General features: G+C 73.0%; 13 protein-coding genes and 2 riboswitches. Of the genes, 3 read left to right on the forward strand and 10 right to left on the reverse strand.

Annotation, left to right across the window (positions count from 1 at the left end; genetic code table 11):
- Window positions 1-102: 102 nt before the first annotated feature.
- Both AB0L00_RS34220 and AB0L00_RS34225 read right to left on the reverse strand, forming a co-directional pair.
- Window positions 103-507, reverse strand: a complete 405-nt coding sequence (locus AB0L00_RS34220; protein ID WP_364441331.1) for a DUF664 domain-containing protein — start codon at window positions 505-507, stop codon at window positions 103-105.
- Window positions 504-1,472 carry a helix-turn-helix domain-containing protein gene (locus AB0L00_RS34225; protein WP_364441333.1) on the reverse strand — a complete coding sequence of 323 codons (969 nt, stop codon included), beginning with the start codon at window positions 1,470-1,472 and terminating at the stop codon, window positions 504-506. The genes AB0L00_RS34220 and AB0L00_RS34225 overlap by 4 nt, the downstream gene beginning before the upstream one ends.
- Before the next feature lie 63 nt (window positions 1,473-1,535).
- Between AB0L00_RS34225 and AB0L00_RS34230 the strand changes: the two genes are divergently transcribed.
- On the forward strand, window positions 1,536-2,003 hold the full coding sequence (locus AB0L00_RS34230; RefSeq protein ID WP_364441408.1) for a rhodanese-like domain-containing protein: 468 nt from the start codon (window positions 1,536-1,538) through the stop codon (window positions 2,001-2,003).
- Between the two features lie 35 nt (window positions 2,004-2,038).
- Here AB0L00_RS34230 and AB0L00_RS34235 read toward each other — a convergent pair whose 3' ends face one another.
- Complete coding sequence (locus tag AB0L00_RS34235) at window positions 2,039-3,166, reverse strand: glycosyltransferase family 4 protein (protein WP_364441334.1); 1,128 nt, start codon at window positions 3,164-3,166, stop codon at window positions 2,039-2,041.
- Between the two features lie 179 nt (window positions 3,167-3,345).
- Between AB0L00_RS34235 and AB0L00_RS34240 the strand changes: the two genes are divergently transcribed.
- Window positions 3,346-4,005, forward strand: coding sequence for an acetate uptake transporter (locus AB0L00_RS34240; protein WP_364441335.1), 660 nt, complete (start codon window positions 3,346-3,348; stop codon window positions 4,003-4,005).
- Between the two features lie 80 nt (window positions 4,006-4,085).
- Here the strand turns inward: AB0L00_RS34240 and AB0L00_RS34245 are convergent, their stop codons facing one another.
- From AB0L00_RS34245 to AB0L00_RS34275, 7 genes are all read right to left on the reverse strand, one after another.
- Window positions 4,086-5,480: a M48 family metallopeptidase gene (locus AB0L00_RS34245; RefSeq protein ID WP_364441336.1), complete on the reverse strand. Its 1,395-nt coding sequence runs from the start codon at window positions 5,478-5,480 to the stop codon at window positions 4,086-4,088.
- Window positions 5,477-6,814, reverse strand: a complete 1,338-nt coding sequence (locus tag AB0L00_RS34250) for a hypothetical protein (protein WP_364441337.1) — start codon at window positions 6,812-6,814, stop codon at window positions 5,477-5,479. The genes AB0L00_RS34245 and AB0L00_RS34250 overlap by 4 nt, the downstream gene beginning before the upstream one ends.
- 113 nt (window positions 6,815-6,927) lie before the next feature.
- Window positions 6,928-7,431 carry a C40 family peptidase gene (locus AB0L00_RS34255; RefSeq protein ID WP_364441338.1) on the reverse strand — a complete coding sequence of 168 codons (504 nt, stop codon included), beginning with the start codon at window positions 7,429-7,431 and terminating at the stop codon, window positions 6,928-6,930.
- Window positions 7,432-7,488: 57 nt separating this feature from the next.
- Window positions 7,489-7,658, reverse strand: a riboswitch (cyclic di-AMP (ydaO/yuaA leader).
- A gap of 283 nt (window positions 7,659-7,941) precedes the next feature.
- Window positions 7,942-8,940, reverse strand: a complete 999-nt coding sequence (locus tag AB0L00_RS34260) for an NlpC/P60 family protein (protein ID WP_364441339.1) — start codon at window positions 8,938-8,940, stop codon at window positions 7,942-7,944.
- 12 nt (window positions 8,941-8,952) lie between these two features.
- Window positions 8,953-9,963: an NlpC/P60 family protein gene (locus AB0L00_RS34265; RefSeq protein ID WP_364441340.1), complete on the reverse strand. Its 1,011-nt coding sequence runs from the start codon at window positions 9,961-9,963 to the stop codon at window positions 8,953-8,955.
- A gap of 58 nt (window positions 9,964-10,021) precedes the next feature.
- Window positions 10,022-10,153, reverse strand: a riboswitch (cyclic di-AMP (ydaO/yuaA leader).
- A 186-nt stretch (window positions 10,154-10,339) separates the two neighbouring features.
- Window positions 10,340-10,531, reverse strand: coding sequence for a hypothetical protein (locus AB0L00_RS34270; RefSeq protein WP_364441342.1), 192 nt, complete (start codon window positions 10,529-10,531; stop codon window positions 10,340-10,342).
- Between the two features lie 96 nt (window positions 10,532-10,627).
- Window positions 10,628-11,905 (reverse strand): NYN domain-containing protein, encoded by a 1,278-nt coding sequence (locus AB0L00_RS34275; RefSeq protein ID WP_364441344.1) that lies wholly within the window; start codon window positions 11,903-11,905, stop codon window positions 10,628-10,630.
- Window positions 11,906-12,182: 277 nt separating this feature from the next.
- Here AB0L00_RS34275 and AB0L00_RS34280 point away from each other — a divergent pair, with 277 nt between their 5' ends.
- Window positions 12,183-13,934, forward strand: a complete 1,752-nt coding sequence (locus AB0L00_RS34280; protein WP_364441346.1) for a DEDD exonuclease domain-containing protein — start codon at window positions 12,183-12,185, stop codon at window positions 13,932-13,934.
- Window positions 13,935-13,940: the final 6 nt, after the last annotated feature.

The raw sequence follows: 13,940 nt of genomic DNA on the forward strand, positions 1-13,940 counted from the left end.
GAACCGCATGTGGCATGGGTCACAGCCCGGTAGCCGACAGCTCCCGATCCTCGGTGTTCACCGTCCCTGGAGGGCGGTGAACACCAGGGATGAAGTGGCGGGTCAGCCCATCGTCTTGGCGCCGTCGAGGGACTCGCGGATGATGTCGGCGTGGCCGGAGTGCTGCGCGGTCTCGGCGATCACGTGGAGCAGCACCCGGCGGACGGACCAGCGGGCGCCCGGCTCGAACCACGGCTCGTCGGGCAGCGGCCAGGAGGCGTCCAGGTCGGGCAGCGTGGCCAGCAGCTCGTCCGTACCGGCGGGCCGTCTCCTCGTACGCGTCGAGCAGCCCCGACAGGGTCTCCCCCTCCGCCATGCGGAAGTAGCCCGCCCAGTCGATCCCGTCGCTCGCCATCGCGGCGGGCCCGCGCGAAAGGGTCGGTCGGGATCCGTTGAGCACAACGCCAGGCCGCAATGCGGCCGGTTTCCGGCCTCAATTCGCCGCGACTTCGATCGACGGCCGGTCACGGCCGGGTGGTAAAGGCCCGGCGGTACGCGGACGGTGACGTTCGCATGGCCCGCCCGAAGTGCGAGCGGAAGGTGACGGGGCTGGCGAACCCGACCGCGCGGGCGATCTCCTCGACGGGCGCGGAGGTCTTCTCCAGGAGCGGCAGGCTGGCCTGGATCCGCTGGCCGATCAGCCACCGGGTGGGGCTAGTCCCCATGCAGCGCGCGAAGTGGCGCAGGAACGTGCGGGCGGACATGTGCGCGCGGGCGGCGAGGACGTCCACGGTGATCTCCTCCCGCAGGTTGGCCAGCGCCCAGGTCGTCACCTGGGCGATCCGGTCGTCGTCGGCGTCGACGGTCACGGGCGCCTCGATGAACTGCGCCTGGCCGCCGTCACGGTGCGGTGGGATCACCAGCCGCCGCGCCACCGCGTTGGCGACGCTCGGACCGTGGTCCCGGCGGACCAGATGCAGGCACAGGTCCAGGCCCGCGGCGCTGCCGGCGCTGGTCAGGACGTCGCCGTCGTCGATGTACAGGACGTCGGGGTTCACCTGGACGAGGGGGAAGCGACGGCGCAGCAGACCGGCGTACTGCCAGTGGGTGGTCGCCGGGCGGTGGTCCAGCAGGCCGGCGGCGGCCAGGGCGAACGCGCCGGAGCAGATCGACACGACGCGGGCGCCCCGCTCATGGGCCAGGCGCAGGGCCGTGACCAGCTCCGGCGAGGACTCACCGCGTACGTCGGGGACGCCGGGGACGATGACGGTGTCGGCGGAAGCGAAGGCGTCCAGGCCGTGCTCGGTGTGGATGGTGGCGCCGCCGACGATCCGGACCGGACCGGGCCGCTCGGCGCACACGGCCAGGTCGTACCACGGCACGTCCAGCTCCGGCCTCGGCAGCCCGAACACCTCGGTGACGATGCCCGTCTCGAACGGCGACATGCCCTCGTAGGCGAGCACCGCCACCGCCGACCCCGGCCTCGACCGCATGGCGGGATCCTAGCGGTGAGCGACGTTGACGCCACTGTTCCCCCGGAGAGGACGTCGGCCACGATGACCGGTATGTCCAGTGTTCTCAGCACCGCGCCGGCTCCTCCCGAGGAGGCCGCCCGCCACTTCGCCGCCCGCCTGTCCTTCGAGACCGACGTGTCCGACGTCCACGCCGACCTGGAGGCGGGCGTGCCCGGCCTGGTCGTCGTCGACTCTCGCGGCGTCGAGGCATGGGAGCAGGGCCACCTCCCCGGCGCCCTGCACCTGCCGACCGCGCTGATCGGGGAACGTGCCCCCGCCCTCGTCCCTCCGGGCACGACGGTCGTCACCTACTGCTGGGGTCCGGGGTGCAACGGCGCGATCCGCGCCGCGCTGGCCTTCGCCCGGCTGGGCTACCGGGTGAAGGAGATGATCGGCGGCTACGAGTACTGGGCGCGCGAGGGGTTCGTGGTCGAGACCGCGACCGGGCGCGCCGGCAGGCCGGTCGATCCCCTCACCGCACCCGTGGCGGGCGCGTTCTGCGGCTGCTGACCCCGGCCGGACCGGGGGCGACCCTGCGGCCGGCCTCAGGGGCGCAGGAGGGCGGCGAAGCGGGCGGCCTGGACCTCCCAGCGCCACTCGCGCTCGACCCACGAACGCCCCTGCTTGCCCATCGCCTGCGCCGCGGACGGGTCGCGCAGCAGGCCGGTGACGGCGTCGGCCACCGCGCCCACCGAGTGGCCGTCGACCACGACGCCGGTCTCACCGTCGAGAACGGCGTCGGGGGCGCCGCCGGAGTCGCCCGCCACCACCGGCAGAGCGGTGGCGGACGCCTCGAGGTAGACGATCCCCAGGCCCTCGACGTCGAGCCCGCGATGGCGGGTCCGGCAGGGCATGGCGAACACGTCACCGGCGTCGTAGTGCGCGGGAAGCTCCTCCCAAGGGACCGTGCCGGTCAGGCGCACGGCGTCCGCCACGCCCAGCTCGGCGCGGAGCCGGTCGAGGGTGGTGCGGTAGGGGCCGCCGCCGACGATCAGGAGGGCGGCGTCCGGGACGGCCCGCAGCACCTGCGGCCAGGCGCGGATCAGCACGTCCTGCCCCTTGCGCGGGACCAGCCGGGAGACGCAGACCACGACCGGGCGGTCCGCCAGGCCGTACCGGGCCCGGATCTCCTCTCCCCCGGCGCCGGGGCGGAACACCGTCTCGTCGACACCGGGGGCCAGCCGCCGCATCCGCGCCGCCGCCGCGGGCGACAGCGCGCGGGCCATCCGGCTGCGGGTGTACTCGCCCAGGTAGGTGAGCACGTCGACCTGGTCCCCGATCCGGCGCAGCAACCGGCGCGACCCGGGCAGCGCCGCCCACCCCGCCTCGTGACCGTGCGTGATCCCGACGAACCGCTCGACGCCGGACCGCCGCAGGCGCGGGGCCAGCAGCCCGAGGGGCGCCGCCGCGCCGAAGACCACCGAGTCACAGCCCTCCGCGCGGACGATCTCGGCGGCGCGCCGCAGCACGGACGGGACCGGGAGCATCAGCGGCCGGGGGTGCCGGACCACCGGGAACGGCTGTGCGGCGTCGAACTCCGGCGCGCCCTCCCACGCGGGGGCGTACACGATGAGGGATCCCGGCGGCCGGCGGACCGCCAGGTTGTGCACGAACGCCTGGATCCCGCCCGGCCTGGGCGGGAAGTCGTTGGTCAGGACGAGCGTCTTCCCCATCGTTGTCAGCATCGCATGTGTTCTGTGATCACCTTTACGCGGCCCCGTGACCAGAGCGAAACAGGGAGTTAATGTGGTTACGCGCGTCCTGGCCGCCCGGTCCCCGCCCGGCCTGCGAAGTGTGCATGGCGGACCCGACGAGGCACGGCGGTGAGCTTCACGACGAGGAGGAGCCACCCATGACCGAGACCCCCCGACCCCCGACCCCCCTCTCCACGATCGCCGATCCCGCCCCGCTCGGGCTGGCGGCGTTCGCGCTGACCACCTTCCTTCTCTCGGCGAAGAACGCCGGGTGGACCGACGGCACGGACGCCTGGCTCGGCTACGCGTTCGCGTACGGCGGCCTGATCCAGCTGCTGGCCGGCATGTGGGAGTTCCGCAACCGGAACGTCTTCGGCGCGACCGCGTTCGCCTCCTACGGCGGGTTCTGGATCGGCCTCGGGCTGTACGTCCGCTGGGTCGCGCCCACGGCCGCGGCGACGGCGGCGGCCACGAAGGCGAACCCGGAGCACCTCATCCAGAACGACCTCGGCTGGATCCTGCTGGCGTTCGCGATCTTCAACACGTACATGCTCCTGTGGAGCACCCAGGTGACCGCGGCGGTCTTCGGGGTGTTCCTGACCCTGGAGCTCACCGAGGTCATCCTGTTCATCGGCAACCTGTCGCACAGCAGCGGCGTGATCAAGTTCGGCGGCTGGGTGGGCGTCCTCACCGCCCTGGTCGCCTGGTACGCCTCCGCGGCCGGCGTGGTCAACGGGATGGGCGGCCGGTACGCGCTGCCGGTCGGCGGGCCGCTCGGCGGGCCTCGCGCCGTGGAGACGGCCCCGGTCACGCAGTAACCGCCGCGCTCACCATCCGTACGCCCCCGACCACGGCCGGCCGTGGTCGGGGGCGTACGCGGTGAGAGGCGCGGGCCCGGTCAGGGACGGACGCTCGGCGGGGGCACCGCGACGTGGTGCAGGCGGGCCCACGCGCGGCCCATCGCGATGCGCTCCGGTCCGGAGGGGTGGGTGTTCCAGAGCGCGTAGGCGAACGGGCTCGGGGACAGGTCGTCGAGGTTGCGGAGGCTGAGCGACCGCTGCATCGCCGCGAACGTCGCCGGATCCCGCGTCAGCTCGAGGGAGTGCACGTCGGCCCGTGCCTCGATGTGGCGGCTGACGAGGTTCTGCGCGGGCGCCGCCGCCTGGGCGAGAACGGTGACCGCGGCCAGCAGCAGCGCGGTCGACCGCGGGTCGGCCGCCGACCGTACGCCGGCCCGGCGCAGCAGGCGCGGCGAGGTCATCACCAGGTAGAGGACGCAGGCGCCGGTCGCGACCCCGAGGCCGCCGACGAGGGTGCCGGTCAGCACGTCGTTCCGCTTGGCGTGGCCGAGCTCGTGTGCGACGACGAGCTCGACCTCCTTCGGCGACTGGGACGCCAGGAGCGTGTCGTAGACGACGATGCGCCGGGTCGAGCCGAACCCCGAGACGTAGGCGTTCAGCTCCGTCGTGCGCTTCGACGCGTCGGCGACGAGCACGTCGCTCACCGGTACGCCGTCCGCGCGCGCCATCCGGAGCAGGTCCGTGCGCAACGGCCCGGCGGGCATCGAGGTGAAGTCGTTGAACAGCGGCTCGACCACCACCGGGTAGGCGTACGAGACGGCGGTGACGAGCAGGAAGCCGCCGATGGCCGCGCCCGCCCACCAGTGCCGCGGGAAGCGGCGGATGAGCAGGTGCAGGCCGAGCAGCGCGACGATCCAGATGACGAGGCTCACCCCGAACCCGGTGAGCCGGTCGCCGAACCACGATCCCCAGCCCTGGGTCGACAGGCCGTACCGTCGCAGCACCGACTCCGACCACGCGCCGAACGGCAGCGCGACCAGCTGGGTCAGCGCGGACAGCACCAGCGCGACGGCGATCAGCCGCAGGCCCCACCGCCACGGCGCGGGCCTGGCGTCCGACGGGGACGGCCGCCTGACGACCCTGCCGAGCAGCCGGGCGCCCCAGGGCGTCAGGCCGAGGACGAGGACCACCACCAGGCCGGCGGCGAGCCCGGCGTACGCCGGACCGTCCATGGCCGCGCTGAACCTCTCGTTGCGCGCGATCTGCTCCCGCGTGAAGTCGAGCGCGGGGTCCGCGGCGGCCCGCCCGCCGGACAGCGGATGCCAGGGGGTCACCACCGCCACGACGACGACCAGCAGCGCGCCCAACGCCGCGGCGGCGACGGCCGCGGCGCGCCGGGGCGCCCCGCGCGGTTCCGCTCGGGGAGCGGACCCGAGATCGGCCTCGGTGCGCACGGGCGACCCGGCGCCCTCCTGCTCGCCGGCCTCCGTCAAGTGAGCTCCTTCCGCAGGTAGGCCCGCCACTGCGCGGCGAACCGGCTCGCGTCGACGCCGAGCACGTCACGCAGGGCGCGGTCCTCGATGCGCGGGTCGCCGGCGTCGCCGGGTACGGCCGCGGCGGTCCGGTACACCCGGACCAGCCTGCCCTCACCGTAGCGCTCCGCGATCATCCGGCAGGCCAGCCACGCCTCCTCGTACGCGGCGGACAGGCGTTCGCCCGACCCGGTGAAGGCGCTCCGACCCGGCGGCGCCGCCGGCAGGCCGTCGGAGGAGATCAGACCGGCCAGCTCGCGCGCCGCCGCCCGCGTCGAGACACCGGCGTCCTTGTAGCCGACGTAGTCGGCCAGCCCTTCGACCAGCCACATGGGCGTGTGGCCGTCGCGGGCGCCGCCCATCGCGACGTGGACGAGTTCGTGGGTGAGGACGACGTGCCGGCCGAGGCCGTTCAGCCGGCCGAAGGCGGTGGGGGTGATGACCACGCGGTCCACGCCGCCGTCGGCCTCGCCCGCGCCGCCGCTGACGGTCGCGAGCGCGGCGATGTCGCCGAGGTTCCGGACGTCCCCGACGAGCTCCTCGGCCTGCTGCTCCGTCGCGGGCGCGAGCGCCACGACGCGCCGTGCCCAGCGGTCGCCCACGACCTTCGAGACCAGGCCGACCCCGGTGTCCAGCCGCCGGGCGATGTCGCGGAGTTCGGCGGTCCGCGTCTCGCCCTCGGTGACTCCGGTGCCGTCCCCGACCCCCGTGCCGCCCTCGCCGAGGACCAGGCTGCGCTTGCCGCGGATGACGGTCAGGTCCGGTCCGTCCCAGATCTGCGGATCGTCGCGCAGGCCGTGCGTGGAGCCGTCGCCGGACACGACCCAGCCGGTGCCCTGGTGCCGCTGGAAGGTGAGGTACTGGGTGTAGGCGGCGTCCTTCGTGTCGAAGGCGCGCAGCCGGTAGGTGAGCGTCAGCCGCGCCGTCCAGCCGTCGTCGGCGGCCGCCGCGGCACGGGTGTCCGCGAGCGACTCGCGCCACGCCGCCAGGGGGACCTTCGCCAGGTTGTCGAACAGCGTCTCCTGCCCGGCGCGGAACGCCTGCGCCGACGGGTCGACGGTGGCGAGGAAGGCCGTGCGGTCATGAGTGAGGACGGCGCGGGACCGGCGTTGCAGCAGCGCCGTCACCGTCGCAGGGCTCGGCGCGGGCACCGTGGCCGCGCTCCGCAACGAGGCGGCCGCGTGCCCCGTCTCACGGTGCAGGGCCGCGTAGCCGACCGCGGTGACCAGTTGCAGCGCGATCGCCACCCCGGTCAGCGCGGCGACCCGTCCCTGCCAGGTGCCCGCCGATGACATGCGCGTGATGGTAGCGGGCGAAACTGAGAACGCCGGGGCCGTCCGTGCGGACGACCCCGGCGGTGATCAGCGGACTCGGCACCGTGGCGTGCCGGTCCGGCGGACGGCCCGGCTCAGTACGGGCGGGCCGCGCCGTAGAACGCGTGCTTGTAGTAACTGTTGTTGTCGATCCGGACCTGCTTGATCCGCGTGCCGGTGTGCGACGCGTGGATCATGTAGATCTTGTGGCCGACGACCTTGGAGATGATCCCGGTGTGCTGGTTGCCGTTGAAGTACACCAGGTCACCGGCCGCGAGGTTCTTCCAGCGAATGTGCCGCTTGAGGTGACGGTGCTGCTGGCCCGCGGTGCGCGGCAGCCGGACGCCGGCCTTGCGGTAGGAGTACTGCACCAGACCGGAGCAGTCGAACGTCGTGGGCCCGGCGCCCCCATAGCGGTACCACTTGCCGATCTGCTTGCGGGCGATCGCGACCGCCTTCAGACCGACCTTGTGCCGCTGGCTCCAGGACTTGTGCTTCGTCGTCGCCTTGGCAACGGTGACGGCCGTCTGGGGGGCCGCGGCGTGCGCGGCGGTGGCCGTCAGGGCGACGGGTGCGAGGACCGCGCCCGCGGCGACCATGCCTCCGGCGAGGCGGAGGCGCAGGGACGAAGCGGTCGAGGGGTTGCGAGACAGAGGTCTCTCCTTCCACTACGCCTACCGGGTTAGCTGTCGGGTTCGGGCTGGAAGCCGCCCTACGGCATGCCTGCGGGAGAACAGGCGCCCCGATTCACCCCCGTGAAATCCGCGCCTTTCGGCGCGATCGGTTCCCCGGCTCCGTGTGCCCACGGATTAGGCGTCCACGGTCACCCGCGGCCCGGTCGGGCCACTTCGGTGATGACCGTTTCTCTGCATCTCTGACAGACCGAAAGCGGCACGTTCGCACGGCGCGTGTCGAACCGCGCCCCGCTGACCGAGGCCCCCTCCGGCCGAGCGGCACATGGCGTGCGCCGCGATCCGCACCGTCGGTGCGGAAGATTCGAAAGGTGTCGACGCCGGCAGGCCGACCGGATCCGGTCCGCGCCTCGGTGCGCCGGCCGGGAGTCCGTCCCCCCGGCCTGTCGGCGTCCGTTGTTCAGTTGTCGGTCGGTCTCAGATGAGCCGGCCGCCGCCCATGAAGGTCGAGGTGTACCAGGCGTCGCTGAGGTTGGAGATCTTCACGACGTCGCCGGTGTGCGGGGCGTGCAGGAACTTGCCGTTGCCCAGGTAGAACCCGACGTGCCCGAGGTCATGGAAGAAGACGAGGTCACCGGGCTGCAGGTCGGCCTTGGAGACCCGGCGGCTGGCGTCCCACTGGTCCGGCACCCAGTGGTTGAGCTTGATGCCGACCTTGCGGTAGGCGACCATCGTGATCCCGGAGCAGTCCCAGGTGCTCGGGCCCGAGCCGCCGAAGACGTACGGCTTGCCGAGCTGGGCGCAGGCGAACTGCAGCACGATCTCCGCCTTGCCCGAGGCGAGGACCGAGCAGTTCTCCTTGGAACTGCCCGGATCGATGCCGGCGCCGAGCTTGCGGACCAGCTTGAGCTGCCGCTGGATGGCCGCGTTGGCCTGCTTGCGCTGCGCCTCGAGCTGGTTCTTCTTGGCCGTGAGCTGCTGGGCGGCCTGGACGCGCAGCGCCTGCTCACGCTCCAGCCGCTGCGCGGAGGCGAGGTACTGCTGGAACTCCGCCGACCGGTTGTGCGCGATCTGGTTGAACGCCGACATCTGCGAGAGCACGGCGTCCGGGTCCTTGGAGCTCACCAGCTCGGGGATCGAGCCGTTGTCCCCGGTCTTGTAGGCGTCGACGGCGAGCTGCGCGACCCGCAGCCGCAGCTGCTGGAAGGTCTTGCGCTCGGCCTGCACCGACTTGCTCAGCGCGTTGACCCGGCTCTGGGCCGCCTTCCAGTCCGCCTTGGTCTGGTTGTACTGGTTGCTCAGTTGGTCGACCTTGTCGTTCAGCTGCGCGAGCTCCTTCTTCGCCGCGCTCAGCGAAGAGCCGGGGTCCGCGTGCGCGGGAACCACCGGCAGGGTGAGCCCCGCGACGGCGACGAACCCGACGGTCGTCAGGAACCGGCGGCCGGTCCTGGGCATGATCGTACGCTCCTTGGCCATGATGATCCGTTCCTAGAGCGCGCCCGCGCCGACGTAATGCGAGCTGTACCAGGGGTTGCTCAGGCTGTCGATCTTGACGTACGAGCCCGTGTGCGGCGAGTGGATGAACTTGCCGCCGCCCACGTAGATGCCGACGTGCCCGAGGTTGTCGAAGAAGACCAGGTCCCCTGGGGACAGGGCGGACTGGGGAGTGACCCTGCTGGTGGCGTCGTACTGGTCCGGGACGACGCGGGGAATGGTCCTGCCCGCCGCCGCGTAGGCCTTCATCGTGAAGCCGGAGCAGTCGTACCGCGGGCCGGTGCCGCCGTAGAGGTACGGCGTGCCGCACTTGCTGTAGGCCCACTCGAGCACGGTCCGCGCCTTGCCGGTCGCCGAGCCCTGGTAGCCGCCGCCGCAGTTGCTCGCCACGGGACCGGTGTCACCGCCGCCACCGGAGTCCGCCGCCGGGCCCAGCTTCTTGACCAGGGCCTTCTGCTGCTCGACCGACTTCTCGATGCTCTTCTTCTTGGCGAGGAGGGCGTTCTTCTTCTGCACCAGGTCGGTGGTGCCCTGCTCGGCCTGCGCCTGCTGCCGCTGCAGCAACTGGGCGGCGTTGAGGAACTGGGTGAGCTCGGTGGAGCGGTTCTTGGACACCTGCGCGAAGGCCGACATCTGGTCGAGCACCGTCTGCGGGTCCTTGGCCGAGACCAGGGCGGGGATGTCGGCGCCGTTCGAGCCGTTCTTGTACGCGGACGCGGCCATCTGCGCGACGCGGACGCGGAGCTCGGCCCACGACTGGCGCTGCTGCTTGACCGAGGCCTTGAGCGCCTTCAGCTTCTTGTCGGCCGCCGCCCACTGCTCTTTGGCCTTGTTGTAGTCGTTGTCCAGGTGGTCGACCTGGGAGTTCAGCTTGGCCAGCTTGGCCTTCGCCTGGCTCAGCGTCTCCTTGGGCTTCGCCTCGGCCGTACCGGCCGGCAGAGCCAGCGCCGCCGAGGCGGCGACGCACAGGGTGGCCAACGTGCGACCGCGGATCCAACCGCTCATCGGCCGTCCGACGGCCGAACCGTCGGCACTGCGCTCTGTTGCCACGATTTGCGGCACGCCCCTCTCCCACTGTCCGCCTACCGGGTTAGCTGACGGATTCGGGCGTGGAAGTCGCCCTACGGAGCGCACAGCACTCCGATTCACCCCTGAAACCTGGTTCCCCGGCTCGTCGTGCCGGTGAGGATCCTACGGCCCGGAGCCCGGGCGTCCTCACCGAACGTGACGACTCGGCGGAAGCCGTCGCCGTCGCCTGGGGGGCGACGAACCAGCGACCGGCTCAGCGCGTGAGACTAGTCAAGTCTCACGCTGGTAACAACCGCTTCTCCGGGAATTCGAGCAATTCACGTCATTTGAGCAACAGGGCGCGCGCGGATGGTCACGATGCGCGGTCGATGGAGATCGTCATTCGCAGGGGCGGGATCAGCCCCTCCGCGGCGAGAATGCCCAGCGCGCGGCGCTCGAGCGGATCAAGGTCCAGGCCGGGCTCGGGGATGGCGGGCATCATGGTGACGACGCAGTCGGCACAGCCGACGTTGCGTAGCTCACACTTGTCGCAGTCGATGAGCACGAATTCCTCCTCGTGTCGTCGTCATTGCCAGACGTTACGAGGACCCACCGACAATTCCCCGCGCAATATCGCGCGGGCCAGGGCGGGAACGGACGGTCAGGTGCGGCCGAGACGGCGGAGGAGGAGCGACGACGGCGCCGGCCGGGCGTCGGCCCGCCTGGCCGAGTCGCAGACCTCCTGATCGGAGGAGATGACCACCACGGCGCGCCCGCTCGGCTCGGCGCGGACCAGGTGGCCGATCAGCTCGTCGGCCGTCTGACCGGGCTCGCTGAACAGCACGCGCACACCGCGCGGCGCCTGCACGGCGACGGGGGCGTTCAGCTCCGCGCCGTCGAAGACCACCGTCACCTCCGCCTTGGTCTGCGCGTGCAGCACGCCCAGGCCCGAGACGAGGCGGGACCGCTGGTCGGCGAGCGGCAGGTCGCCGTACCCGGTCTTGGTGACGTTGTAGCCGTCGACGATGAGGTGGACCTGCGGAAGGGTGAGCAACTGGTCCAGGAGCGCCGGGTCGCTGTCGGCCAGCGCCCGTCCGGGCAGCGTGCGGTGCCCGGGGCGACTGGGTGTGATGCCGCCGACGCTGTCGGCCGGCCGGGTGATGCCGGTCGGCAGCGCGATCTCGTCGCGGAGCCCCTTGGCAGCGTCGGTGAGGGCGTCGAGGAGGACGCGCAGCCGGGCCTCGTCGACGTTGCGGCCCTCGCGGGCGGCGCGCCGGGCGCTCTCGGCGGCGGCCTCGGCGTGTGACAGGCGGCTGCGCAGCCGGCGCAGCTCCGCCTCGGCGCCGGCCGCCGCGACGGAGGACGCGGCGCGCTCCTCCCCCAGCCTTCGGTCGAGCTCCTCCGCCCGCGCGTGCTCCCGCTTCGCCTTGCCCCGCGCCTCGTGCAGCCGCTTGCGCAGCTCGGCGTTCTCGGTGCGCAGCTCACGCAGCTCGGCGCGGAGCTTCTCGGTCTCCTCCGACCGGGTGGCCTTCACCGCGGCGATCTGATCCCGGAGCTCGGCGACCTGGCGCATGACCTTGGCGTCCTCGGCGGCCGCCGCCGACCGCTCCAGGTCCCGGCGCGCGGTCTCGATCCGCTCGGCCCAGTCCGGCGGGCGCAGCAGGTACGCGAGGGCGGCCACGGTCACCGGGTCCGCGGCGGGCGGCACGGCGCCCGAGCCGACCGCCTCGGCCAGCACCGGCTCGCTCTCCCGTACGACGTCGGCGACGCGCTCGCGGAACCCGCTGTCGTCCTCGAGCTGGGCGGCGATCAGCGTCGCGGCCAGCCGGGCACGGCGCCGGGGCTCGAACCGGGCCACCCGCCGGAGCGGCGCCGGGACCTCGTCGGGGCGCAGCCCGCCGATGACGCCGGCCGCGGCCTCGACGACACGCTGGCGCACCGCTTCGGGGAGCGGCTGATCGAGGTGTTCGCCCGGGCCGGTGTCGATGGTCTGCTCCTCATGGTCGCGGGGCCGTGCGCCGGGACGCGTGCGCCGGGCTCCGTGTCGCCGTCGCTGCCCAGCGTAGACGCCTCGGCGACCTGCGGTCCGCAATCCCTCCGACGAATACCACAAGGTATCCGCGCGCGGGGTCGCCGCGCCGAATGTGGATACCGCGAGGTGGCCCCCGCACCCGGCCGCCGGAACGATTGTCGGTCTTCCCGCGTACGGTTCCGCCATGGCCTCCGTCGGCCCTGCGGTGCAGGGCACCCTCGATGACCTCGGCACCCCGCTTGCCGGCGTCACCTTCGTCGTCGTCGACCTCGAGACCACCGGAGGGTCGGCCAAGGAGGACGCGATCACCGAGATCGGCGCGGTCAAGGTGTGCGGCGGCGAGATCGTGGGCGAGTTCGCCACCCTCGTCGATCCCGGGATGGCGATCCCTCCCTTCATCTCGGTGATCACCGGCATCACGCAGCAGATGGTCGTGGCGGCTCCCCGCATCGGCGAGGTCCTGCCGTCGTTCCTGGAGTTCGCCAGGGGCGCGGTCCTGGTCGCGCACAACGCGCCGTTCGACATGGGCTTCCTGAAGGCCGCCTGCGCCGCGCAGGAGCGGCCCTGGCCGGCGCCGCCGGTGGTGGACACCGCCGACCTCGCGCGCCGCGTCCTCACCCGCGACGAGGTCCCCAACTGCAAGCTCGCCACCCTCGCCCGCTTCTTCCGGGCCCGTGTCGAGCCCTGTCACCGCGCGCTCACCGACGCCCGTGCGACCGTCGATGTCCTGCACGGCCTGCTGGAGCGCGCCGGGGCGTTCGGCGTGGAGACCCTGGAGGAGCTCACCGGCTTCCAGCGGGCGCCGACGCCGGAGCAGCGGAGCAAACGCCACCTGGCCGACGGTGTGCCCGCCGCGCCGGGCGTCTACCTCTTCGAGGACGCGCGCGGCGAGGTGCTCTACGTCGGCAAGAGCGGCCGGCTGCGCAGCCGCGTCACCTCCTACTTCACCGCCTCGGAGACCCGCCGGCACGTCCGCGAGATGATCGGCATCGCCGAGCGGGTCCGCACCATCGTGTGCGCGAGCCCCCTCGAGGCCGAGGTCCGCGAGCTGCGGCTCATCGCGGCGCACAAGCCGCGCTACAACCGCCGGTCGCGCCACCCGGAGCGGGCGGTCTGGCTGAAGCTCACCGCCGAGCCCTTCCCCCGGCTGTCGATCGTCCGGGAGGTGCGCGACGACGACGCCGCCTACCTCGGCCCGTTCGGCAGCACCCGCACGGCCGAGGAGGCGCGCGCCGCCGTGCACGACGCCGTCCCCCTGCGCCAGTGCACCCAGCGGCTCACCCTGCGGCTGATCGAGACCCGCCGGGCCGCCACCTGCGCGCTCGCCGAGCTCGGCCGCTGCGGTGCCCCGTGCGAGGGCCGGCAGGCGCCGGAGGACTACTCCCGCCACGCCTCCCTGGCCCGGCGGATCCTGGAGGGCGACGTCCGCCCGGTCGTCGCCGCCGCGCGGGCCCGCATCGACCGGCTCGCCGGCGAGCTGCGGTACGAGGAGGCGGCGGTGCAGCGCGACCGGCTGGCCGCCTTCGTCCGCGGCGCGGCGCGCTGCCAGCGCCTGTCCGCCCTGGCCGGGCTCGCTCAGCTGGTCGCGGCCCGGCCCGCCTTCGACGGCGGCTGGGAGCTGCACGTCGTCCGCCACGGGCGCCTCGCCGCCGCCGGCACCGTCCCCCCGCACGCCCACCCCGTCCCGTACGTCGAGGCACTGGTCGCCACCGCCGAGACCGTACGGCCCGGCATCGGGGCCACCCCGCGAGCCTCCGCCGAGGAGATGGAATGCGTGCTGCGCTGGCTCGACTCCCCCGGCGTGCGCCTCGTCGAGGTCGAGGGCACCTGGACCTGTCCGCCGCACGGCGCCGAGAGCGTGCGTCAGTGGATCGAGAGCGCCGTCGTACGCCCCGATTCCCGTAAGGTTGACCGCGCCGGTCGGCCGATGCGATAGGAGCAG

The organism is Actinoallomurus sp. NPDC052308 (assembly GCF_040679195.1).
Lineage (GTDB): Bacteria > Actinomycetota > Actinomycetes > Streptosporangiales > Streptosporangiaceae > Actinoallomurus > Actinoallomurus liliacearum.

Coding starts and splice junctions, on each gene's coding strand:
- AB0L00_RS34225 (WP_364441333.1), bottom strand. CDS start 1,472: ATGCGGTCGAGGCCGGGGTCGGCGGTGGCGGTGCTCGCCTACGAGGGC.
- AB0L00_RS34230 (WP_364441408.1), top strand. CDS start 1,536: ATGACCGGTATGTCCAGTGTTCTCAGCACCGCGCCGGCTCCTCCCGAG.
- AB0L00_RS34235 (WP_364441334.1), bottom strand. CDS start 3,166: ATGGGGAAGACGCTCGTCCTGACCAACGACTTCCCGCCCAGGCCGGGC.
- AB0L00_RS34240 (WP_364441335.1), top strand. CDS start 3,346: ATGACCGAGACCCCCCGACCCCCGACCCCCCTCTCCACGATCGCCGAT.
- AB0L00_RS34250 (WP_364441337.1), bottom strand. CDS start 6,814: ATGTCATCGGCGGGCACCTGGCAGGGACGGGTCGCCGCGCTGACCGGG.
- AB0L00_RS34255 (WP_364441338.1), bottom strand. CDS start 7,431: ATGGTCGCCGCGGGCGCGGTCCTCGCACCCGTCGCCCTGACGGCCACC.
- AB0L00_RS34260 (WP_364441339.1), bottom strand. CDS start 8,940: ATGGCCAAGGAGCGTACGATCATGCCCAGGACCGGCCGCCGGTTCCTG.
- AB0L00_RS34265 (WP_364441340.1), bottom strand. CDS start 9,963: ATGAGCGGTTGGATCCGCGGTCGCACGTTGGCCACCCTGTGCGTCGCC.
- AB0L00_RS34280 (WP_364441346.1), top strand. CDS start 12,183: ATGGCCTCCGTCGGCCCTGCGGTGCAGGGCACCCTCGATGACCTCGGC.